Below are 22353 nucleotides of genomic sequence, written 5' to 3'. Positions count from 1 at the left end.
CTGTGGCTCCACCATTTCCGGTATAACCCGCCAGTGCCTATAAGTCGCCGGCTCATTCTTCAACAGGCACACGGTCACCCGATTAGTCGGGCTCCCATTGCTTGTAAGCTCACGGTTTCATGTTCTATTTCACTCCCCTCCCGGGGTTCTTTTCACCTTTCCCTCGCGGTACTGTTTCACTATCGGTCACACAGTAGTACTTAGCCTTACGAGGTGGTCCTCGCAGATTCACACGGAATTCCACGTGCTCCGTGCTACTCGGGATACAGCTAGGTCAACTTATCTTTCGATTACGGGGCTTTCACCCTCTGTGGCACGCCATTCAAACGTTTCTTCTAGACTTGTTGATCCATATTGCTGTCCCACAACCCCGACAGTCAAGACTATCGGTTTGGGCTATTCCCCGTTCGCTCGCCGCTACTGAGGGAGTCGTTATTTACTTTCTCTTCCTCCAGCTACTAAGATGTTTCAGTTCGCTGGGTTAGCTCGCACCAACCTATATATTCAGTTGGCCGTACATGGGGTTGCCCCATTCGGAAATTCCCGGATCAAAGTGTGCTTCCAACTCCCCGAGACTTATCGCAGGTAACCACGTCCTTCATCGCCTCTGTGTGCCTAGGTATCCTCCGTGAGCCCTTTGTAGCTTGACCAATAACTTCAAAAATTGAAGCATCAGCTTAATAGAATTGTTATTAATGCATTCGCACAAATAATAAATCTGCATCATTAAGATGCTTATTGTCTTTAAAAATAATCTATGCAGTTGTCAAGGTTCTCTGAAAACAATGAAATTAATTCAATGAGTCCAGCATCTTAATAAGTTTGATTAGGAAGCTAGATTCGTTCAGAATTTGATCACAACTCAAAACAATTCCCTTCTATAAAATTATGGAAGAGGTGGTGATCAGTGGAGGTAAGCGGACTCGAACCGCTGACATCCTGCTTGCAAAGCAGGCGCTCTACCAACTGAGCTATACCCCCAACATAGAGATATGGGCCATCCTGGACTTGAACCAGGGACCTCACCCTTATCAGGGGTGCGCTCTAACCACCTGAGCTAATGGCCCAGGAAAAAGTAATGGGTGTGACCTAGAAAAAACTTAGGAAATAAAATCCTTAAATTAATTTAAGAATGTGAGATACCGATCGACCTAAGGTGACAAAATTAATATTTAACATTTTGTTGTCTCCCTGTTAGGAGGTGATCCAGCCGCACCTTCCGGTACGGCTACCTTGTTACGACTTCACCCCAGTCATTAGCCCCACCTTCGGCGTCCTCCTCCACAAGGGTTGGAGTAACGACTTCGGGCATGGCCAACTTCCATGGTGTGACGGGCGGTGTGTACAAGGCCCGGGAACGTATTCACCGCAGTATGCTGACCTGCGATTACTAGCGATTCCTACTTCACGTAGGCGAGTTGCAGCCTACGATCTGAACTGAGCCACGGTTTATGGGATTTGCTAGCTCTCGCGAGTTTGCTGCCCTTTGTCCGTAGCATTGTAGTACGTGTGTAGCCCAGGGTGTAAGGGGCATGATGACTTGACGTCATCCACACCTTCCTCCGGTTTATCACCGGCGGTCTTTCTAGAGTGCCCAACTTAATGCTGGCAACTAAAAACGTGGGTTGCGCTCGTTGCGGGACTTAACCCAACATCTCACGACACGAGCTGACGACAGCCATGCACCACCTGTCACTGCATTCCCGAAGGCACCCTCAAATTTCTAAGAGGTTCGCAGGATGTCAAACCCTGGTAAGGTTCTTCGCGTTGCATCGAATTAAACCACATACTCCACCGCTTGTGCGGGCCCCCGTCAATTCCTTTGAGTTTCACACTTGCGTGCGTACTCCCCAGGCGGAACACTTAACGCGTTAGCTACGACACCGAAGGGGTCGATTCCCCCGACACCTAGTGTTCATCGTTTACGGCCAGGACTACAGGGGTATCTAATCCCTTTCGCTCCCCTGGCTTTCGTCCATGAGCGTCAGTAATGGCCCAGCAGAGCGCCTTCGCCACTGGTGTTCTTCCCGATATCTACGCATTTCACCGCTACACCGGGAATTCCCTCTGCCCCTACCATACTCAAGCCTTTCAGTTTCCACTGCCATGATGGAGTTAAGCTCCACGTTTTAACAGCAGACTTGAAAAGCCGCCTGCGGACGCTTTACGCCCAATAATTCCGGATAACGCTTGCCACTCCCGTATTACCGCGGCTGCTGGCACGGAATTAGCCGTGGCTTATTCCTCAAGTACCGTCATATCTTCTTCCTTGAGAAAAGAGGTTTACAGCCCAGAGGCCTTCGTCCCTCACGCGGCGTTGCTCCGTCAGGCTTTCGCCCATTGCGGAAAATTCCCCACTGCTGCCTCCCGTAGGAGTCTGGGCCGTGTCTCAGTCCCAGTGTGGCTGATCATCCTCTCAGACCAGCTACTGATCGAAGCCTTGGTGAGCCATTACCTCACCAACTAGCTAATCAGACGCGAGCTCATCCTCAGGCGAAATTCATTTCACCAATAGGCATATGGGGTATTAGCGGTCGTTTCCAACCGTTATCCCCCTCCTGAGGGCAGATTCTCACGCGTTACTCACCCGTCCGCCACTAACCCGAAGGTTCGTTCGACTTGCATGTGTTAAGCACGCCGCCAGCGTTCATCCTGAGCCAGGATCAAACTCTCCGTTGTGTTCAAATCCTTTTGTAGATAAATCTACTCAATATGAATTGCATTCTCCAAATAAAAATAAGATTGACTTATGTTATTTAGGTTCAGCCTCCTTAAATAATTAAGGATTACTTTGAGTGCACATTAAAAATATTTCAAAGTGACTTTCCAAGATCTCAGATCCGTTGGCTTTCAAAAAACTAAAAGTTAGTAATTGAAAACAATTTATATATTCTTGACGGGACCTCACACCTTTATTGCAAATACATCTCAAAATTACCAAATCTAAATTTGATAAAGTTTTGACGCAATAAAAGCATCAGTTCCTAAGTTTTTAAATTTTCTAGGTTCAGAGTTAAGCAACTAGTGGATAACTCACTTCGAAGGGAGAACCCTTCTTCTGGCTGAAAATACTGATCGAAATCAAATCTCCAAAAAACTCATTCAATTACCAAAAATAAGATTTAAGCTAATTGCTTGAATAATGCAAAAAAAAATATTTTTGCCCAGAAGAAAATACTAAACCATCCGACAGTAATTATGCAACCTTTTATACAAAATTTTTTTATTAATTTTTTATTTGTTCAAAGTCTCTTCAAACAACTAGGCTTAAATAAAGGAATATTAATGAAATGGCAGAAAGATTTAGTCAAAAAAATTTAAGGGTAAGACCAAGTTCCGATGAAGAGAAAATTGTAACAAATGCAAAAAAACACTTCGAAAAAACTTTAGTTGAAATATCAGGCGAACTAGTAGGAAGTGTTGCGGCACTAGAACACCCAACAAAAAATAAAAAATTAAATTATGGAGAAATATTTTTAAGAGACAACGTTCCTGTAATGATTTACCTCATTACCCAAAAACGGTACGAAATTGTCAAAAGATTTCTAAGTGTATGCCTTGAGTTACAAAGCACTAATTACCAAACACGTGGTGTATTTCCTACTAGTTTCGTCGAAGAAAACGGAAAGCTCATTGGAGACTATGGTCAGAGATCAATAGGGAGGATTACTTCAGCTGATGCAAGTTTATGGTGGCCCATTTTATGTTGGTACTATGTCAACAAAAGCAGTGATTATGCCTTCGGGAAAAGTCAAAGCGTTCAAAGAGGGATTCAACTATTACTAGATCTAGTTCTTCATCCAACTTTTGAGGGTACTCCCGTACTTTTTGTTCCAGATTGTGCATTTATGATTGATAGACCTATGGATGTATGGGGAGCACCTCTAGAAGTTGAAGTTTTACTTCATGGATGTTTAAAAAGTTGTATAAATTTAATGGAATTAAGTCGAGCAGATCATGTAAGTAGACTTTTGGATCAAAGACTTATTCTTACTAATCAATGGGTTAAAGATTTAGGAAGTTTTCTTTTAAAACATTATTGGGTTACCAGCCAAACAATGCAAATTTTAAGAAGAAGGCCAACAGAGCAATATGGAGACGATCAGCACTTCAATGAATTTAACGTTCAACCTCAAGTAGTTCCCTCATGGCTGCAAGATTGGTTAGAGAATAGAGGTGGTTATTTAATAGGAAATATTAGAACAGGAAGACCTGACTTTCGATTTTACAGTTTAGGAAATTCTTTAGCATGTATGTTTGGCGTGCTGCCCCCTGCAGAACAAAGAGCGTTATTTAGATTAGTTTTACACAATAGACAGCATTTGATGGCTCAAATGCCTATGAGAATTTGTCATCCTCATATGGATGTAGAAGAATGGCAAAATAAAACTGGATCTGATCCAAAGAATTGGCCTTGGAGTTATCACAATGGTGGTCATTGGCCAAGTTTACTTTGGTTTTTTGGTACAGCTGTACTTTTACATCAAAAAAATTATACTTCTGATGATGTCATTCTTATGGAAGAAATGAAATCTTTAATAGAGGAATCTTATTGGTGTCAACTTAATCAATTACCTAAGCAAGAATGGGCTGAATATTTTGATGGGCCTACTGGTACTTGGGTTGGGCAACAATCAAGAACCTACCAAACCTGGACAATTGTTGGTTTTTTGTTAATGCATCACTTTCTAAGACAAGAAAATGAAGATCTAGATATGTTTAAAATTTAAGCTTAAAATAAGCCTAAAGTAAGTGATTTATCTATAGGTAAGCATGCACCAATACCGAGGTATATTGTTAGAAAAGTTCCGAACAAGAAAACGGACATTGCTATTGGTCTTCTAAAGGGATTAGAGAATTTATTAACGTTTTCAATGAAAGGTAAAATCATTAATCCAAGTGGAATTAATGTTTGAAGTGCAATACCCAAAAGTTTATTAGGAACTACCCTGAGTATTTGAAAAACTGGATAAAGGTACCATTCAGGAAGTATCTCTAGGGGTGTTGCGAATGGATTAGCTTTATCTCCTAACATTGCAGGATCTAGAACAGCCAGTCCAACTACGCAAGCAATAGTTCCTAAAATAACTACAGGGAAAATATATAATAAGTCGTTTGGCCAAGCTGGTTCTCCATAATAATTATGGCCCATGCCTTTAGCTAATTTTGCTCTTAATTTTGGATCAGATAGATCTGGTTTTTTTAACGTAGACATTTGGAACTCTAATTTTAATTTGATTGTAAGTGTTTATAAGGGACCTGAAATACCTTGTTTACGAATCATAAGAAAATGCATCAACATGAAAACTGCTAATGACCATGGCAATACGAAAGTATGGAGACTGTAAAATCTTGTAAGAGTGGATTGTCCAACACTTTCTCCACCCCTAAGTAGTTCAACCATAAAATCGCCAATTACCGGGATTGCTGCAGGCACACCAGAAACAATCTTGACTGCCCAATAACCTACTTGATCCCAAGGTAATGAATATCCTGTCACACCAAAAGCAACTGTTATAACTGCCATTACGACTCCTGTAACCCAAGTCAATTCTCTTGGCCTTTTGAAACCACCTGTTAGATAAACCCTAAAAACATGAAGGATTAACATCAACACCATCATAGATGCACTCCATCTATGTACGGATCTTATTAACCATCCAAAACTTACATCGGTCATCAAATAACTTACTGAGTTATAGGCCTGTGTAACCGTTGGCTTATAGTAAAAAGTCATTGCAAAACCTGTTGCAAATTGAATTAGGAAGCATACTAAAGTTATGCCTCCCAAACAATAAAAAATATTTACGTGAGGGGGTACGTACTTGGAAGTTACGTCGTCAGTTATGTCTTGAATTTCAAGCCTTTCTTGAAACCAGTCATAAACAGATGAAGAATTAGCCATCCAAAAAAAAATTAGCTTTGATATAAAGAGCTTACTTAAAATTCTTATACTTGGTGTTAACACTTAACCCAATGAATTCATCTTTTAACAAACTTTTAACATTCAAAATATTGATCACTGTACTAATGGTCAGTATTTTTTCTACCAATTTTTTATTCATCGAAAGAGTAGATGCTCTCAGTGATAGCAAGCAATTAGTACTTGACGCATGGACCTTGGTAAATGAGGGTTTTTATGACCCAGAAAAGTTTGATGAAATCCAATGGAAAAGAATTAGACAAAAAACATTACAGAAACAAATTGAAACAAGTGAAGAGGCTTATTCTGCAATTGAAGATATGTTGAGACCTCTAGACGATCCTTATACAAGAATTTTACGCCCAAAAGATTATGAACTCCTTAAATCAAGTAATTTTGGTAGTGAGATTAATGGAGTTGGGCTTCAATTAGGTGAAGATGATGATAGTGATAAAGTTAAAGTTATCTCTACTCTTGGCGGATCACCAGCCGAAGAAGCTGGAATAGTTAGCGGGGATTTGATAGAGAAAGTAGATGGGACTTCATCAGAAGAATTAGGCCTTGCAAATACTGCCTCTAAGTTAAGAGGTGAATCAGGATCTAAAGTTTTAGTTGAAATATCTACGGAATCCGGGGAAATTAGGGAGGTCGATTTAGAAAGGAGATCAGTAGACCTCAGACCAGTGAGAACAAAAAGATTAAGAGATGATTCTCATACAATAGGATATTTAAGGATAACTCAATTTAGCGAGAGCGTACCCAGAAAATTTGAAGAGGCTCTTCAAGAGTTAAAAGAGAAAGAGGTAGAGGGATTGATCTTGGATCTAAGGAATAATTCAGGCGGACTAGTAAGCTCAGGAATCGCAGTTGCAGATTCATTATTAAGTGAAAGACCAGTAGTAGAGACAAAAAATAGAAATGGAATCAAGGATGCAATAATTTCTCAAAAAGAAACATCTTTTGATGGTCCAATGGTAACTTTGGTAAATAAAGGGACTGCTAGTGCTAGTGAAATACTTGCAGGTTCTTTACAAGATAATGGCAGATCAACTCTCATGGGAGAACAAACCTATGGGAAAGGTTTAATTCAATCCCTAAAAAGTTTGGGGGATGACAGTGGAATAGCAATTACAGTTGCTAGTTATTTAACTCCAAAAGGTAATAACATCCAAGGTCAAGGTATGATTCCTGATAAGTTACTTGATCTTCCGGATGCAAGTGAATACGGCAGTGCTGACGATAAATGGGTGAGAAATGCAGAATTATTTCTGGCTTCACTTCTAGAAAAAGAAGAAGTTTCAATTCAAAATATTGAATTAAGCAATGAAGAAAATATGCCTTAAGCATCAAAAGATTTATAGACAGAAAACTTTAAACAATTATGAGTCTTAAAAGAATTTTTCATGACCCAATTCACAAAGAAATAGTATTTGATTCAGGGAAGCCGGAAGAATTAATGATTATGGAATTAATTGATACGATTGCTTTTCAAAGATTAAGAAGAATAAAACAATTAGGTGCGGCATCATTGATTTTTCATGGTGCAGAATCAAGTAGATTTACTCACTCAATTGGCGTTTTTTGTATCGCGAGAAAAATATACCAGAGGTTAATTGAAAGTAAATCTTCATTTTGTGGAAATAAATTTGTTCTATATGGAGCGGCACTATTACATGATTTAGGTCATGGACCTTTGAGCCATTCCAGTGAAGCAATATTCGATCACAATCACGAACAATGGTCTCAAAAATTAGTTAAAAATTATTCTCCAATCAACTCTATACTCAAAAAATATGACAACGAATTACCTAGAGCAATAGCAGACTTATTTGAATCAAACCAACTATTTTCAAAACCTTTAAAAACATTGATTAGCAGTGAAATAGATTGCGATCGTATGGATTATCTTTTACGAGATAGTTACAATACAGGGACAAAATATGGCTTGGTAGATTTAGAAAGAATTATTTCAGGTCTTACTTTTTCACCTGATGGGAATATTGCAATCAAACCTAAAGGAGTTATTGCTATTGAGCATTTCTTAGTACTAAGAAACTTAATGTACAGAACCATCTATAATCACAGAATTAACGAAATCTCAACATGGATTCTTGAAAAAATAATATCCACAATAAAATATAATTTTAACAAGAAAATCTGGATAGATAGATCATTATATAAATGGATATTTTCACCTAAAAATATTGATTTTGATGATTTCATAAAAAATGACGATATAACCTTTTACTACCATTTAATTAGATGGAAAGATGAATCTTTCGAGCCACTTTCTACCCTATGCAAAATGTTTATTGATAGAGATTTATTAAAAGCATCAGACATAAGTTTTTTAAGTAAAATAGATAGACTAAAAATACTTGCATTTGCTAGAAAATTATGTGAAACAAATAATTATGATTCAGAAACATTTTGTGGAATCAAGGAAAGATCATTTAAAGGTTTTGAATCTAACAATGCATTAAAGATATGGGATGGTACTTATCAAAGCTCATTAGAAAATAGTTCTTCATTAATAAAAACTTTAATGAAATCCAATGAAAGTTCCCTTATTATTTACCCAAATGTGATCAAAAATGAAATTAGAAATCAAATTTTATTAATAAAAAATAATTCCTAATTTTTATTCAATGAAAATAATCATAAATAATACAAGTAACAATCTAGAAATTACATCTTTTGATAATCTGGAGAATATCCATGAAAATTTCAAAAAATTTTCTTTAATCAAAGGCCATCTTGAAGTAAAATTTTTCGCAATAAATGAAACAATAACTTCCCATCAGTTATCAAAATTAAAAAATAATTTTAACAAAATCAATGTTTATTCTTTGCGCCTTTACTCAAATGATAGAGATACAATATTAGCCGGAAAGTCTTTAAAAATAGATTCATTTTTTTTGAAAGAGCACGAGGTCAAGGCTAAGTTACTTCTTCAAGATTCAAAAAAGAAAGACGATCTCCTTCTAGAGGGGACAGTAAGGTCAGGAGATAGAATATCTTCGAATGGAAACCTATGTATTATTGGAGATGTCAATCCAGGAGCCTTAGTTTCAGCCAAAAAGAATATTTATGTTTGGGGCAAACTACTAGGGATTGCCTTCGCAGGAAAGGGTGGAAATAAAAATGCTTCTATTGCATCACTTTATTTAAACCCTTTACAGTTAAGAATTGCTGATGTAGTAGCTATTGGACCAAAGGATAAGCCCAAAAACTATTATCCTGAAATTGCAGTAGTAGATAAACAAACCATAAATATCAAGCCTTACATAATAGAAACTAAAAATTAATCAATGATTTGAAATAAATTAATTCAAACTTTATAAACTTAAGAATTACTTAATATTTAAAATATTTAACTTTCTGAAAGTGGTCTTATTATTTAAAAAATCCTTAATTTCGTGGCGGAAAATACACGCACAATATTAATTTGTTCAGGCAAAGGCGGAGTTGGTAAAACAACTTTAACTGCAAACCTAGGCATAGCACTTGCCAACAGCGGAGCGACCACTGCTGTATTAGATGCTGATTTTGGCTTAAGAAATTTAGATCTTCTTCTAGGATTAGAAAATCGTATTATTTATACTGCTCAAGATGTTTTAGACAAAAATTGTCGTCTAGACCAAGCATTAGTAAGGCATAAAAAGGAGCCCAATCTTGCCCTTTTACCTGCTGGAGATCCCAGGATGTTGGATTGGATGAAGCCGGAAGATATGAAAAAAATTAGTGAGCTGCTTAGTGAAAAATTTGATTTTGTTTTAGTAGATTGTCCAGCTGGAGTAGAGGATGGTTTTAAAAACGCTCTTGCAGCTTGTAAAGAAGCTATTGTTGTTACCAACCCAGAATTATCTGCAGTACGAGATGCCGATAGAGTAATAGGAATTCTTAATACTTCTGATATTGAGCCTATTCAGCTTGTAATCAATCGAGTACGTCCTAACATGATGGCTAGTCAAGAAATGCTATCTATCGAAGATGTTCAAGGTATACTTTCTTTACCTTTATTAGGTATTGTTTTAGAAGATGAACAAGTAATAATTAGTACAAATCGAGGCGAACCATTAACACTCACAGATGGCAGATCTCCAGCAAAAAAATGCTATTTGAATGTTTCTCAAAGACTTACAGATAAAGATGTACCAATTATTGACCCCAAAAAAGAAGGTAAAAGCCTTAAAGATAAATTCATGAGATTAATGCAAACAAAGGTTTTTTAAAATGATGACTCTAAGAGATCTTATAAATAAATTACTAGGCAGAGAAACGTCTAGTGCAAATACAGCTAGAGAAAGATTACAACTTGTACTAGCTCATGACAGAGTTGATATGAGTTCATTAACAACTGATCTTTTGGATAAAATGAGGAAAGAAATCCTCGATGTTGTTGCTAGATATGTTGAGATTGATTTTGAAGAGGTAGCAGTAAGTTTAGAGACTGAGGATAGAATGACGGCATTAGTGGCTAATTTACCAATCAAAAGAACTATTTCAGGAGAAATAAAATTTAAAAAAACTGAAAAAACTGAAAAAACTGATAAAGATATCAAAAAGTAATAAATTTAAAAAAAGCTAAAAAAAATCTGATAATTGACCCTCCCTAATTGTAAGATGGAGAGATTGCCGGCTTAGCTCAGCGGTAGAGCAGCGCTTTTGTAAAGCGAAGGTCATCAGTTCAAATCTGTTAGCCGGCATTTTGGTTTATTTAATTCTGTTCAATAGTTTTTGCCGAAAATAATAAAATAAAACCTATTAGAGCAATGATTGGAAATAATCTTATTTCAAGAACATACTCTAAAAAAGAACCCAGGGGTTCAAATATCCAAGAAGTAAAAAGTTGAATTAATAAAACAAAAAATAATAATAGAAACATTAATACAATTCCCTAACTAATACTTCTCCTTCTCTAATCAAACTCCAATCACCACTTTTCTTCCAAGATATTATAGTACTCGCTTTGCCACTACTTTTTGCCCATGGAATAGGGCCTAGAATTTCTATAGAAGGAAAGTCTAAAGCAACCCCTTCAGCTGTAATTGATCCCGGGAGGCCTGAAATATTTGCACTTGAAGTTAACAATGGGCCAGTTATTTCCAAAAGAGCTTGAGCCATATCTAAATTTGGAATTCTTAAACCAAGAGTAAGATCGTTGCTTGTGAGGATTGCAGTCTGCCTTTCTGAAGAAGGTACTACCATTGTCAGAGCTCCAGGCCAATATTTTGAAGCTATATTTTCGTAATCTTCTTTAGCTGATTTGTGAACATAATCTAGTAATGTTTTTTGCTCTGATCCCATAAGAATTAAAGGTTTATTTCTATCTCTTTTTTTAAACTCATAAATAATTTGTGAAAATTTTGGCAAGCATCCAATTGCAGGTAATGTATCTGTGGGGAAAATTATAGGTAAACCACTTTTAAGCGTCTTCAAAGCTGATTCGCAGTTTATTAAATTCATTTAGATTATTACCAATAATAATCTATTTATATCTCCCAATGGTAAACCTACCAACACCTGAAAGATCATTTACAATTTCTACTGATTTAAATTTATTTTTAATAAGTAGTTGTTTTACTTTTTCACCTTGATCAAAATGATTCTCTAAAATTAGCCATCCCTTCTCTCTCAAAAAAAATGGTGCTTTTTGAATTATTTCTCTTATGTGTTTTAAACCATCTTCACCTCCTAATAAAGCAATTTTTGGTTCGAAATTTTTAACTTCTTCGGGTAATTTTTCATAAGTCTCTTTAGGAATATATGGCGGGTTTGAAATAGCTAGATCGAATTTTCCTTTAAAACTTTCAAGAGGATTCCACCAATGTCCACAAGAAAATTTCAAATTAGATTTATCAGAACAATTCATATAATTTTTATTAGCTATTTCTAAAATGTCTTGATCAATATCAGTTGCTATACCATCCCACAATGGATAAGCTAATGCCAAAGCAATACTGATAGCGCCTGATCCAGTTCCTAATTCAGCAAAAAATAATTTTTGTGATTTCTTTGCAAATATCTTAAATACAATATCAACTATAAGTTCTGTCTCTGGCCTAGGAATAAGTATTTTATCTGTAACTTCTAACTTTAAATCCCTCCAAAAAGTTATCCCACAAAGGTATTGTATAGGCGAAGAATTTAGTAAATGATCATCCCAAAGGGATTCTAGATAACCTAAGTTTTTTTTTAAATACAAATTATCACTAGACTTAATCCTAGATAGGTTGAGATCACTATTTGATATACCGCCTATAGAATCAAGTAAAAGAGCAAGAGATTGATGATCTCCCCCTTTAGAAAGTTGTGTTTTTTTCCAAAATAAAAATTCTTTTACAGAAATGCTAGGCATTTATGAAAGTTTAACGTTTTGGGCCAAGCTTACCTTTACCGGATTCTGAGAAGAAGCTTGATTTTTCGCCATCTTGAGTAGAAATAAATAAACCTATAAGGAATATTGTTGGTACCCCAACGAATAAAAGACTAGCTACGAATCCAAAATTAGTTGTTTCCATTTAAATTTACAGTTCTAATAAGTATTAAGACTATAGACATTTAACTTGAACTAAAGTGGAAAAATCAATAAATATTATCAACTGATTAACAGTCTTAAACAATTTAGCGAGGTAATTTTTTAATTTCACTATTTTTTTTAAGTTCTTCTAAGTTTGAAGGAGGAGATTGTGGTTTTGTTAAAATTACTGCAGAGGATTTTATTAATGTTTGGCATGCAAGTCTCCAATTTTCTGGTCTATTTTTAAGTTTCTCTTCCTCAACAGAAGTTAGTGGGCTCAAGGAATTTTTGCTTCCTCCTTCAACAGAAATGAAACATGTACTACATTGTCCTGCTCCTCCACAGTTTCCTAAAATACCTTTTAATCCATAGAGTTGTAAGTTCTCTTTCATTACTAGTTCCCTTAAATTTTCACCAGAATTGCATTGAATTTCTAAATCCTCACGGATGAATCTAATAGTTGCCATTTTTTTAGTTATTTTTCTTATTTTGGCGCTTTACTTTGAGAATTGTGACCAAAATATTAACATTTTTTAGTCAAAAATTCCTTGAAAACTCAGTAATGTAAATTGATTTGCCCAATTTTTGCAAGAAAATAAATTTATTTACAAAAATCCCTGAAAGACTAAAAAACCCTTACTATCATGATGTTTAGCTGTTTATTCAGCATAGTTACTAGAAATTAACCGATGGGATTGCCTTGGTATCGAGTTCACACAGTAGTTATTAATGACCCAGGTCGACTACTTGCTGTGCATCTTATGCATACTGCATTATTAGCCGGCTGGGCCGGTTCAATGGCTCTTTATGAATTAGCCATTTTTGATCCATCTGATGCTGTTCTCAATCCTATGTGGAGACAGGGAATGTACGTTATGCCTTTCATGGCTAGACTAGGTATCACAAGTAGTTGGAATGGATGGGATATTACAGGTGCTACAGGAGTTGATCCTGGATTCTGGAGTTTTGAAGGTGTTGCTGCTGCACACATTGTATTTAGCGGACTATTGATGTTGGCCTCCATATGGCACTGGACATATTGGGACTTAGATTTATGGGAAGATTCAAGAACAGGTGAGCCAGCTCTTGATCTGCCAAGAATCTTTGGAATTCATCTTCTTCTAGCTGGACTTACATGCTTTGGCTTTGGAGCATTTCATTGCGCAAATGTGGGGATTTGGGTTTCTGATCCTTATGGCTTAACTGGTCATGTAGAGCCCGTATCTCCTTCTTGGGGAGTTGATGGATTTAATCCTTTCAATCCAGGAGGAATAGTTGCAAATCATATTGCGGCTGGGCTAATGGGTATCATTGGAGGTATTTTTCACATTACCAATAGACCTGGAGAAAGACTTTATAGGGCATTAAAACTTGGAAGTCTTGAAGGAGTTCTAGCTAGTGCTCTAGCTGCTGTACTTTTTGTATCTTTTGTCGTTGCAGGCACAATGTGGTACGGCTCAGCGACAACTCCAGTTGAGTTATTTGGACCTACAAGATATCAATGGGACTCAGGCTATTTCAAAACTGAAATTAATAGAAGGGTTCAAAGTGCAATGGATAATGGTGCCACTAAAGAAGAGGCATATGCATCAATACCGGAGAAATTAGCCTTCTACGATTATGTTGGTAATAGTCCTGCTAAGGGAGGATTGTTCAGAGTTGGAGCTCTCGTTAATGGTGATGGTTTACCAACTGGTTGGCAAGGTCACATTGCTTTTCAAGATAAGGAAGGTAACGATTTAGAAGTTAGAAGAATACCTAATTTCTTTGAAAACTTCCCAGTTATACTTGAAGATAAAGAAGGTAATGTAAGAGCCGATATTCCATTTAGAAGAGCCGAAGCGAAGTATTCATTTGAGCAAACTGGCATTACAGCAACTATCTATGGAGGAGACTTAAATGGTCAAACATTTACTGATCCTGCAGTAGTCAAAAGATTAGCTAGAAAAGCGCAGCTTGGAGAAGCATTCAAGTTCGACAGAGAAACTTATAAATCTGACGGTGTATTCAGAAGCTCCCCAAGAGCATGGTTTACATATGCACATTTATGTTTCGGATTGCTATTCTTGTTTGGCCACTGGTGGCATGCTTCAAGAACTCTTTACAGAAATTCCTTCGCTGGAATTGACGCTGAGATTGGGGACCAAGTTGAATTTGGTTTATTCAAGAAGCTTGGTGACGAATCCACAAGAAGAATCCCAGGCAGGGTTTAAACTAAACTTTATTACTTAATTTTATGGAAGCTTTTGCATACGTTCTAATTTTAACTCTCGCAGTTGTTACTTTATTCTTTGCTGTCGCCTTTAGAGACCCCCCTAAATTCGATAAAAAATGATCATAAAAAAACCTCTTTAAAATAAGAGGTTTTTTTTTTACTTTTCATAATTAGCATATTACTCTACTATTAGAGTTAAGGTTCAAATTATTTCACTACATGCAGTGTCCAACCTGTCAAAATACAGATAGCAGAGTTTTGGAATCAAGATCTGCTGATAGTGGAAAAAGTGTTCGAAGAAGAAGAGAGTGCTTAAATTGCAGCTTTAGATTCACCACTTATGAAAGAGTTGAAACAATGCCAGTTTCAGTTATTAAAAAAGATGGAAGCAGAGAATTTTTTGATAAACAAAAATTATTTACTGGTATCTCACGAGCTTGCGAAAAGACTACCTTCAGTAGTGAGGCAATAATTAATTTTGTAGATGGAATTGAATCGCAAATCATACAAGATTCTAATAAGGATATTAAATCCTCACAAATTGGAGAATTAATACTTAAAAGCCTCAGGAAAGAAAACGAAGTCGCTTATATAAGATATGCCTCAGTTTACAGAAAATTTAATGGCGTAAAAGATTTTATCTCTACTCTCGAATCTCTAAAAGGCAGTTCAAAAAATCAATTAGCTTCAATTTTATAAAATTCAGCGCCTTAAAGTGTAGAATATAAAACACAAATATTTTTTTGCTATTGGTTTGCAGGCTAGTAGCATCCCTTTCTAACTACCATAGGTAGTCTGCGATTCAACAAATGAACGAAAATTCTTCCCAAACTATTAAAGAACTTTCTGAAGATAAAGAAATTAAAAATTCTTCTGAATTAGATAATGATTCAGTATCCCAAAATGAGGAAGATTTATCATTCGAAAAGAACGATATACCTTCAGCAGACTCCTCCTCTAGCAGAACAAATACGGATTTTGATAACGCAGGATTCACTCAAGAGGAATTTGCATCACTTTTAGGTAAATATGACTATAACTTTAAGCCTGGTGATCTTGTAAAAGGTACCGTTTTTGCTCTAGAGCCCAAAGGGGCGATGATAGACATAGGTGCAAAAACAGCTGCGTTTATGCCTGTTCAGGAGGTTTCGATAAATAGAGTCGAAGGACTAAATGATGTTTTACAACCTTCAGAAAGCAGAGAATTTTTTATAATGAGTGAAGAAAATGAAGATGGTCAATTAGCACTTTCGATTAGAAGAATTGAATATCAAAGGGCATGGGAAAGAGTTAGACAACTGCAAAAAGAAGATGCAACTATTTATTCTGAAGTTTTCGCAACGAACAGAGGTGGAGCTCTTGTCAGAGTTGAAGGATTGAGAGGTTTTATCCCAGGGTCACATATAAGTGCCCGAAAAATTAAAGATGACTTAGAAGGTGAGTACCTACCATTAAAATTTCTCGAAGTTGATGAAGAGAGAAATAGATTAGTATTAAGTCATAGAAGAGCCTTAGTCGAGAAAAAAATGAATAGGCTTGAGGTTGGTGAAGTTGTGGTAGGTTCTGTTAAAGGTATTAAGCCTTATGGAGCTTTTATTGATATTGGAGGAGTTAGTGGTCTATTGCATATTTCTGAAATCAGTCATGAACATATCGAGACGCCTCATAACGTTTTAAATGTTAGTGACCAAATGAAAGTCATGATCATAGACCTAGATTCGGAAAGAGGAAGAATTTCATTATCTACAAAAGCATTGGAACCTGAACCAGGGGATATGCTAACTGATCCTCAGAAAGTGTTTAGTAAAGCTGAAGAGATGGCTGCGAAATACAAACAAATGTTATTTGAGCAAACTGACGATACTGAAGAAAACCCTATAGCTGCTCCTGAAACAGTCTAAATACTCTTATTTTTATATAAAACAGGGATTTCAAAACCAATAGGCTTTTTAATTTTAATACAAGTATTTTTTAATTAACAATCATTGATTAGGAACTAGAATCTAATTTATGATGGGATTTAATCTTTTACAAATTATATGTAATGAGTGATTTCATTTTCACTTCTGAATCAGTAACTGAAGGTCATCCTGACAAAATATGTGATCAAATTAGTGACGCAGTTTTAGATGCTTTATTAACAGAAGATCCAGAAAGCAGAGTTGCATGCGAAACTGTCGTTAACACGGGTCTTTGTCTACTTACTGGAGAAATAACTTCAAAAGCAAAAGTCGATTACATAAAACTTGTTAGAAATGTAATTAAAGAAATTGGATATGAAGGCTATAGAGCAGGTGGTTTTGACGCAAATAGTTGTGCTGTTTTAGTAGCACTTGACGAGCAATCACCAGATATTTCACAAGGAGTAAACGACGCAGATGATGTTAACGATGATTTGGAAGATAATACCGGAGCTGGTGACCAAGGCATAATGTTCGGCTATGCATGCGATGAAACGCCTGAATTAATGCCCTTACCGATTAGCTTAGCTCATAGATTAGCTATTCAACTTGCCAAAGTGAGACATGAAGAAGTCCTGAATTATCTACTCCCTGATGGTAAAACTCAAGTAAGCATTGATTACGAAAAAGGGGAGCCAGTTTCAATTAATACGATTTTAATTTCAACTCAACATAATCCTGAGATTGATGGAATAACAAATGAAGAAGAAATTCGTCAAAGAATAAAAGAAGATTTATGGACGCATGTTGTAATTCCTGCTACTGAAGATTTAGAAATCAAACCAAACATTAGCAAAACAAGATTTCTAGTAAACCCCACGGGAAAATTTGTCGTAGGCGGGCCTCAAGGAGATGCTGGGCTCACTGGTAGAAAGATTATTGTAGATACTTATGGTGGATATGCCAGACACGGAGGAGGGGCATTTTCTGGTAAAGATCCAACAAAAGTAGATAGATCAGCCGCTTACGCAGCACGTTATGTAGCTAAAAGCATAGTTAAAGCAAAACTGGCAAAAAAGGCGGAAGTACAATTAAGTTATGCAATTGGAGTAGCAAAACCAATTTCCATTCTCGTGGAAACTTTTGATACTGGTCTTATTTCACAAGCTAATTTGACTGAGCTAATTAAAGAGCACTTTGATTTAAGACCCGCAGCAATAATAAAAGAATTTAACTTAAGAAATCTACCAAAAAAAATGGGAGGAAAATTTTTTAGAAAGACTGCCTCCTATGGACATTTTGGCAGAAGAGATCTTGAGCTGCCTTGGGAAAATGTAGAAGAAAAAGCAGCCAAATTAGCAGAGGCTTCCAAAATCTTTTTATAAATATTTTTTCTATGCCTGATAATTTTTATGGAGGGTTAGATTTTGGAACGAGTGGGGCAAGAATATCAATAATTAATCTTCATAAGAAATTAGTATATTCAAATTCAGTACCTTATTCATACAGCTTTAAAAATCCAAATTCTTGGATCAATTCTTGTGAAAATCTCTTAGTTAATTTACCTATTGAGATAAAACTTAACCTTAATAAATTGGCTATCTCCGGCACCTCAGGAACTTTAATAGCATCCAATTTGCGAGGAGATCCAATAGGAGAAGCAATACCTTATGACCAAGCATGTATTGAACATAAGATCCTTCTTGAATCCTTAACTTCTGGAGAAGATCATCTGCGAACTCCATATAGTAGTCTTGCTAAAGCATTAAAACTAATAGATAAATATGGGACAAATATACTTTTACGACATCAATCTGATTGGATCACTGGTTGGTTTTTAAAAGATTGGACTCATGGAGAAGAAGGTAATAATCTAAAACTTGGTTGGGATCTAAAAAAAGAATCGTGGCCAAAAAGCTATCTCAATACTTCATGGCAAAAATGCCTACCGCATATAGTGAAAAGTGGAAAAATTATTGGACAAGTAAATTCTGATTTAGCAGAGAGATTTAACTTAAATAAGAAATTAATATTAACCTCAGGCACCACTGACTCTAATGCAGGTTTAATAGCTGCAGGTTTAGGTAAAGAAGATGGCCTCACAGTTTTAGGAACAACAATAGTGGTTAAAAAAACTATTGATAACCCTATAAAAAAAAAGGGCATTACAATCCATAGAGTAAACGACAATTGGATATGTGGAGGAGCATCAAATGCTGGATGCGGCATCTTGTCTAAGTTCTTTTCTGATTTAGAAATAAAGGAACTCAGTCGACAAATTAATCCATCGAAAAACACTTCTTTGGATCTTTTACCTCTTAATAGTAAAGGAGAGAGATTTCCTGTTAATAATTCTAATTTAGAGCCGATACTTGGCCCCAGACCAGTAAGCGACTCACTTTATTTACATGCATTATTTGAGGGGCTAGCTAAGATCGAATTGAAAGGATGGGAAGAACTAGGCAAACTAACAGGTTCACTTCCAAAAAAAATTATTACTATTGGTGGAGGTTCAAGAAACCCTCAGTGGAGAAAAATAAGAGAAAAAATTATAAATATACCAATAGTTTCATGTAATAAAACCACTTCTTTTGGTACTGCCTTATTAGCGATTAATTCAAAGTAATAATTTTTGATATTTGATAAAGATATAAAATTTTTAATGAAAAGGGTTTCACAAACTACACATCTTAATTTAAAGTATATAGGTTAGAGCCGGGATAGCTCAGTTGGTAGAGCAGGCGACTGAAAATCGCCGTGTCCCCAGTTCAAATCTGGGTCCTGGCACCTTTAAAACCCCTTCATAGAAGGGGTTTTATATTTTCTAGAAATGTAGAAACTCAATTTCATTTTATTTTTAAAATTTAAAATTTTTAGTTATCGAATCTGCAGACTTGACCAATAACACCCAAAATCAGTTTATCTCCATTTGGATCTTGCCAATCAGCTAAATCATTGAAATTACTATGTACTTCATCTATAGAGACATCAACGTCTCTAAATGATTTTTCAAAACAATTTATATCCATTGTATAGAGAATATCCTTAGTGATTTCACTTTTTGTTTTGGGAATAAATTTACTCAATACTCTCACAGAGCCATCCTCGTTCCTTTTTATACTTTGCCTATCCCATAACTGTTCTCCATATTCACTTTTAGGTACTCCAACCCATTCATGAGGCATAGCATTAGATTGTTTTATTGAAATAAATATGGAAACTATTATCGAAAGGACTAAACCAATGCTATTTATAAATATTGAATTAACTTTATTCTTAGAATGAACCATGAATACTTCTGAAATAAAAAATCTTTTATCGGGAGTAAATATAAGATTAAAAACTTATAAAAATTTTTATTGATTAGTATTTCTATTATAGATACAATCGAATATTAAATTAAGAATTTACTTCCAATAAATTTATTAGAAAATAATGAATAAAATACAGAAATTTCTCTCAGTAGTTTTTTTTATCACAATATTTATTGTATTGATTTATTTAATCCAAAATTATGGGATTGAACCCCTCAGGAACAAAATAGAAAGTATGGGGATTTGGGCACCTTTTGGAATTTTCATACTAAGAGGAGTGAGTATTATTTTGCCAGCTCTTCCAAGTTCAGCTTATTCTCTGCTAGCAGGTTCGTTATTAGGATTTCAAAAAGGTTACATGACAATAATCATTTCTGATATCGTTTTTTGCCAAGCTGCTTTCTTTATTGCAAGAAATTATGGTCGGGTTCCTGTACGTAATTTAGTAGGCCAGAAAGCAATGAAAAAGATCGAAAGTTTTAATCAAAACCAACTAGAAGAAAATTTCTTTCTAATGACTGGCCTACTAATGACTGGCCTTTTTGATTTTCTAAGCTACGCAATTGGTATCGGAGGGACTCGCTGGAAAATATTCACTCCAGCATTATTAATAAGTCTTCTAATTAGTGATTCTATCCTAGTAGCTGTAGGAGCTGGTGTTAGTCAGGGAGCAGGATTATTTCTTGGAGTAGCTCTTCTAGGAATGTTTGCATTAGCTACTATTTCAGGATTGGCAAAAAATAAAATGCCTAAATAACAAAACAGCTAAATTTTTTTTATTAAAAGAAGAGAGATATGACATTTTCGCAAACAAGAACTATATGAATAAGAATTCATGCAAAAATAGAAATCGATTAATTTTTTAAAGTTCTTAGATGACTCCATTTAGACCAACTTCATATGATCGCCCTGGAGAACAAATATCAACCACTCCTTCTGGATTAAAAGTAACTTCAGCAAAGAGATTAATGGTGGATTCAATGGTAAGAATGATTCAAAAAGCAGAAAATCATTCCGTAGAAGATAAACTTGACGAAGAATCTAACAACAATTAATCAATTCATTGATAAAAGTATAGGAGAGTGGAAATCCATACGAAGTACTCATACTTTAGCTTTTCAGGAATTTGAAAACTCAACTAGTAAAATATACATTAAAAATATCAACTCAAACAATAAAAAAGTTATTGAAATTTTTAAAAATTACAAATTAAGTTTAAACCTAGAGAGCATAGCCATTTCTATAAAATGGCAAGCTTTTAGTGATTGGGGAGAAGATAATATGAGTGAGGGAGATGAAACTATTTTGATATTTTCACCAAAGAATGAGAATTCAGGAATTGTTTTACGAAATAAAGGTTATACAGAATCCTTTATTTCATCATCCAATTATTTTTTTGATGAACAAAATAATTTACACATTAAAACTATTTACAAATCAAAAGTTTCCGAAGAAAGAATTTCCTTTTTATCCACTCACATAAGATCCAGATTTTCTACTATTAGAAATCTGGGAAATAACTCAGTAATACAGACTTCACATACTTCAGAGATAAGGAATTTAGCTAGTTTAAAAGATTAATTATCCTTTCAAATTGAAACTCTGTTTCAGATATTAATTTAGGAAGAAAGCCTTTGTTTCCTTTCATATTATTAACTGTTGAATTTAAATCAGAGATTGTTGCATCTCGCATTAATTCAATAACCCTTCTTGCATTTCTTAAAGGTACCCCAAGAGCAAGATAAGTGTTTTTAAGATCCTTCAAACAACTTTTTTCTAAAACTGAATCCTCATTAGAAATTAAAAGATAAGCAACAATCCTTAGGATTATTTCTCCATCTCTTAAACAAACGGACATCTTGTTAGTTGTATTTAAAGATATTTTTGAATTAACTGAATCTTGATTTTCGCAAATCATTGCTGTTACAGCATCTGCTGCAATTGCATGTGAATTATTGGTTATTGAGGATATTGCATCTAATCTAGAGTTTGCACTATTAATAAATTCTTTTATATTGCTTAAATCATTTAATTTCTTATCAGCGGACAATAGTTGATTATTCTTTGAAACTGACATTCCTGAAGTGAAAATTTAAAGTTAGAGTTTAAGATTAGTACAAAGCTAGTAAAAACAATACAATTTCAAAATTAACGAAACGCTTCTTAATTAATAACTTCATTCCAAAGTGATAGTTGAAATAATTCAAATAAAAAATTTTTTTCCGCTAATATAAAATTGCGTTTTAATAAATTTTTGGATCAACAAGATTTAAAATTATCAAAGAAACTTATTTCCTCATATAAAAAAAGATTGGAAAAAGAAATTCTTGACAGAAGTATGAAATTAAGAATGCCTCAAAATAAATTTGAAGAAATAATTAATAACAATAATGAACTTATAAATTTAAAAATAGCTTTAGAACGCCTAGAAACGGAATCTGAACCTCATAAGTAAATTCTGATTTTTGAAAAAACCT

General features: G+C 35.2%; 24 protein-coding genes, 4 tRNA genes and 2 rRNA genes. 18 read left to right on the top strand and 12 right to left on the bottom strand.

Features of this window, described 5'->3' with window-relative positions; translation table 11 throughout:
• From EU96_RS00030 to EU96_RS00045, 4 genes are all read right to left on the bottom strand, one after another.
• Nucleotides 1-650 (bottom strand): 23S ribosomal RNA (locus EU96_RS00030); the annotation flags it as partial.
• A 258-nt stretch (nucleotides 651-908) separates the two neighbouring features.
• Nucleotides 909-981, bottom strand: a tRNA-Ala gene (locus EU96_RS00035).
• A gap of 12 nt (nucleotides 982-993) precedes the next feature.
• Nucleotides 994-1067, bottom strand: a tRNA-Ile gene (locus EU96_RS00040).
• Nucleotides 1068-1194: 127 nt separating this feature from the next.
• A 16S ribosomal RNA gene (locus EU96_RS00045) occupies nucleotides 1195-2679 on the bottom strand.
• A gap of 611 nt (nucleotides 2680-3290) precedes the next feature.
• On the opposite strand from EU96_RS00045, the gene EU96_RS00055 reads away from it, so the two are divergent.
• Nucleotides 3291-4730 carry a glycoside hydrolase 100 family protein gene (locus EU96_RS00055; protein ID WP_032527608.1) on the top strand — a complete coding sequence of 480 codons (1440 nt, stop codon included), beginning with the start codon at nucleotides 3291-3293 and terminating at the stop codon, nucleotides 4728-4730.
• A 2-nt stretch (nucleotides 4731-4732) separates the two neighbouring features.
• Here EU96_RS00055 and petD read toward each other — a convergent pair whose 3' ends face one another.
• Nucleotides 4733-5215 (bottom strand): cytochrome b6-f complex subunit IV, encoded by a 483-nt coding sequence (gene petD / locus EU96_RS00060; RefSeq protein WP_002808353.1) that lies wholly within the window; start codon nucleotides 5213-5215, stop codon nucleotides 4733-4735.
• A gap of 33 nt (nucleotides 5216-5248) precedes the next feature.
• Nucleotides 5249-5905 (bottom strand): cytochrome b6, encoded by a 657-nt coding sequence (gene petB / locus EU96_RS00065; protein WP_011375892.1) that lies wholly within the window; start codon nucleotides 5903-5905, stop codon nucleotides 5249-5251.
• 71 nt (nucleotides 5906-5976) lie between these two features.
• Here petB and ctpZ point away from each other — a divergent pair, with 71 nt between their 5' ends.
• The 6 genes from ctpZ to EU96_RS00095 all read left to right on the top strand — a co-directional run bounded on the left by ctpZ (nucleotide 5977) and on the right by EU96_RS00095 (nucleotide 10632).
• Nucleotides 5977-7266 (top strand): carboxyl-terminal processing protease CtpZ, encoded by a 1290-nt coding sequence (gene ctpZ / locus EU96_RS00070; RefSeq protein ID WP_032527607.1) that lies wholly within the window; start codon nucleotides 5977-5979, stop codon nucleotides 7264-7266.
• A 38-nt stretch (nucleotides 7267-7304) separates the two neighbouring features.
• A complete protein-coding gene (locus EU96_RS00075; RefSeq protein ID WP_032527606.1) occupies nucleotides 7305-8561 on the top strand; it encodes an HD domain-containing protein in 1257 nt (418 codons plus the stop codon).
• A gap of 10 nt (nucleotides 8562-8571) precedes the next feature.
• A complete protein-coding gene (locus EU96_RS00080; protein ID WP_032527605.1) occupies nucleotides 8572-9231 on the top strand; it encodes a septum site-determining protein MinC in 660 nt (219 codons plus the stop codon).
• A gap of 111 nt (nucleotides 9232-9342) precedes the next feature.
• Nucleotides 9343-10158, top strand: coding sequence for a septum site-determining protein MinD (minD, locus tag EU96_RS00085; protein ID WP_032527604.1), 816 nt, complete (start codon nucleotides 9343-9345; stop codon nucleotides 10156-10158).
• 1 nt (nucleotide 10159) lies between these two features.
• The gene (gene minE, locus EU96_RS00090) at nucleotides 10160-10495 is read left to right on the top strand and encodes a cell division topological specificity factor MinE (protein ID WP_032527603.1); all 336 of its coding nucleotides are present in this window, start codon (nucleotides 10160-10162) and stop codon (nucleotides 10493-10495) included.
• Nucleotides 10496-10560: 65 nt separating this feature from the next.
• Nucleotides 10561-10632: transfer RNA gene (locus EU96_RS00095), tRNA-Thr, on the top strand.
• A 178-nt stretch (nucleotides 10633-10810) separates the two neighbouring features.
• Here the strand turns inward: EU96_RS00095 and EU96_RS00100 are convergent.
• The 4 genes from EU96_RS00100 to EU96_RS00115 all read right to left on the bottom strand — a co-directional run bounded on the left by EU96_RS00100 (nucleotide 10811) and on the right by EU96_RS00115 (nucleotide 12913).
• The gene (locus EU96_RS00100; protein WP_032527602.1) at nucleotides 10811-11392 is read right to left on the bottom strand and encodes an L-threonylcarbamoyladenylate synthase; all 582 of its coding nucleotides are present in this window, start codon (nucleotides 11390-11392) and stop codon (nucleotides 10811-10813) included.
• A 22-nt stretch (nucleotides 11393-11414) separates the two neighbouring features.
• Nucleotides 11415-12284: a peptide chain release factor N(5)-glutamine methyltransferase gene (prmC, locus tag EU96_RS00105; RefSeq protein WP_032527601.1), complete on the bottom strand. Its 870-nt coding sequence runs from the start codon at nucleotides 12282-12284 to the stop codon at nucleotides 11415-11417.
• A gap of 10 nt (nucleotides 12285-12294) precedes the next feature.
• Nucleotides 12295-12447 carry a photosystem II reaction center protein PsbM gene (gene psbM, locus EU96_RS00110; protein WP_032527600.1) on the bottom strand — a complete coding sequence of 51 codons (153 nt, stop codon included), beginning with the start codon at nucleotides 12445-12447 and terminating at the stop codon, nucleotides 12295-12297.
• Nucleotides 12448-12550: 103 nt separating this feature from the next.
• A complete protein-coding gene (locus EU96_RS00115) occupies nucleotides 12551-12913 on the bottom strand; it encodes a 2Fe-2S iron-sulfur cluster-binding protein (RefSeq protein WP_032527599.1) in 363 nt (120 codons plus the stop codon).
• A 222-nt stretch (nucleotides 12914-13135) separates the two neighbouring features.
• Here EU96_RS00115 and psbB point away from each other — a divergent pair, with 222 nt between their 5' ends.
• The 7 genes from psbB to EU96_RS00145 all read left to right on the top strand — a co-directional run bounded on the left by psbB (nucleotide 13136) and on the right by EU96_RS00145 (nucleotide 19349).
• Nucleotides 13136-14659 (top strand): photosystem II chlorophyll-binding protein CP47, encoded by a 1524-nt coding sequence (gene psbB / locus EU96_RS00120; protein ID WP_032527598.1) that lies wholly within the window; start codon nucleotides 13136-13138, stop codon nucleotides 14657-14659.
• A gap of 23 nt (nucleotides 14660-14682) precedes the next feature.
• Nucleotides 14683-14781, top strand: a complete 99-nt coding sequence (locus EU96_RS0109550) for a photosystem II reaction center protein T (RefSeq protein WP_032527597.1) — start codon at nucleotides 14683-14685, stop codon at nucleotides 14779-14781.
• A 99-nt stretch (nucleotides 14782-14880) separates the two neighbouring features.
• Nucleotides 14881-15360, top strand: coding sequence for a transcriptional regulator NrdR (nrdR, locus tag EU96_RS00125; RefSeq protein WP_032527596.1), 480 nt, complete (start codon nucleotides 14881-14883; stop codon nucleotides 15358-15360).
• Between the two features lie 110 nt (nucleotides 15361-15470).
• Nucleotides 15471-16562: a 30S ribosomal protein S1 gene (locus EU96_RS00130; RefSeq protein ID WP_032527595.1), complete on the top strand. Its 1092-nt coding sequence runs from the start codon at nucleotides 15471-15473 to the stop codon at nucleotides 16560-16562.
• Nucleotides 16563-16705: 143 nt separating this feature from the next.
• Nucleotides 16706-17947, top strand: a complete 1242-nt coding sequence (gene metK, locus EU96_RS00135; RefSeq protein WP_032527594.1) for a methionine adenosyltransferase — start codon at nucleotides 16706-16708, stop codon at nucleotides 17945-17947.
• Nucleotides 17948-17958: 11 nt separating this feature from the next.
• A complete protein-coding gene (locus tag EU96_RS00140; RefSeq protein WP_032527593.1) occupies nucleotides 17959-19188 on the top strand; it encodes an FGGY-family carbohydrate kinase in 1230 nt (409 codons plus the stop codon).
• 88 nt (nucleotides 19189-19276) lie between these two features.
• Nucleotides 19277-19349, top strand: a tRNA-Phe gene (locus EU96_RS00145).
• 86 nt (nucleotides 19350-19435) lie between these two features.
• Here EU96_RS00145 and EU96_RS00150 read toward each other — a convergent pair.
• Nucleotides 19436-19852: a hypothetical protein gene (locus EU96_RS00150; RefSeq protein ID WP_032527592.1), complete on the bottom strand. Its 417-nt coding sequence runs from the start codon at nucleotides 19850-19852 to the stop codon at nucleotides 19436-19438.
• 145 nt (nucleotides 19853-19997) lie between these two features.
• On the opposite strand from EU96_RS00150, the gene EU96_RS00155 reads away from it, so the two are divergent.
• The 3 genes from EU96_RS00155 to EU96_RS00165 all read left to right on the top strand — a co-directional run bounded on the left by EU96_RS00155 (nucleotide 19998) and on the right by EU96_RS00165 (nucleotide 21457).
• Nucleotides 19998-20633 (top strand): TVP38/TMEM64 family protein, encoded by a 636-nt coding sequence (locus tag EU96_RS00155; RefSeq protein WP_032527591.1) that lies wholly within the window; start codon nucleotides 19998-20000, stop codon nucleotides 20631-20633.
• Between the two features lie 118 nt (nucleotides 20634-20751).
• A complete protein-coding gene (locus EU96_RS00160) occupies nucleotides 20752-20931 on the top strand; it encodes a hypothetical protein (RefSeq protein ID WP_011375871.1) in 180 nt (59 codons plus the stop codon).
• A complete protein-coding gene (locus EU96_RS00165) occupies nucleotides 20906-21457 on the top strand; it encodes a phycobiliprotein lyase (RefSeq protein ID WP_032527590.1) in 552 nt (183 codons plus the stop codon). The genes EU96_RS00160 and EU96_RS00165 overlap by 26 nt, the downstream gene beginning before the upstream one ends.
• On the opposite strand, the gene EU96_RS00170 is transcribed toward EU96_RS00165, so the two are convergent.
• Nucleotides 21441-21953, bottom strand: coding sequence for an R-phycoerythrin subunit beta (locus EU96_RS00170; protein WP_032527589.1), 513 nt, complete (start codon nucleotides 21951-21953; stop codon nucleotides 21441-21443). The two genes, EU96_RS00165 and EU96_RS00170, sit on opposite strands and share 17 nt — an antisense overlap.
• Nucleotides 21954-22112: 159 nt before the next feature.
• Between EU96_RS00170 and EU96_RS00175 the strand changes: the two genes are divergently transcribed.
• The gene (locus EU96_RS00175) at nucleotides 22113-22331 is read left to right on the top strand and encodes a hypothetical protein (RefSeq protein WP_440589345.1); all 219 of its coding nucleotides are present in this window, start codon (nucleotides 22113-22115) and stop codon (nucleotides 22329-22331) included.
• Nucleotides 22332-22353: the final 22 nt, after the last annotated feature.

Origin of the sequence: Prochlorococcus marinus str. MIT 9302 (assembly GCF_000759975.1) — a bacterium.
Lineage (GTDB): Bacteria > Cyanobacteriota > Cyanobacteriia > PCC-6307 > Cyanobiaceae > Prochlorococcus_A > Prochlorococcus_A marinus_M.
This window is presented reverse-complemented; position numbering and strand designations above follow the sequence as displayed.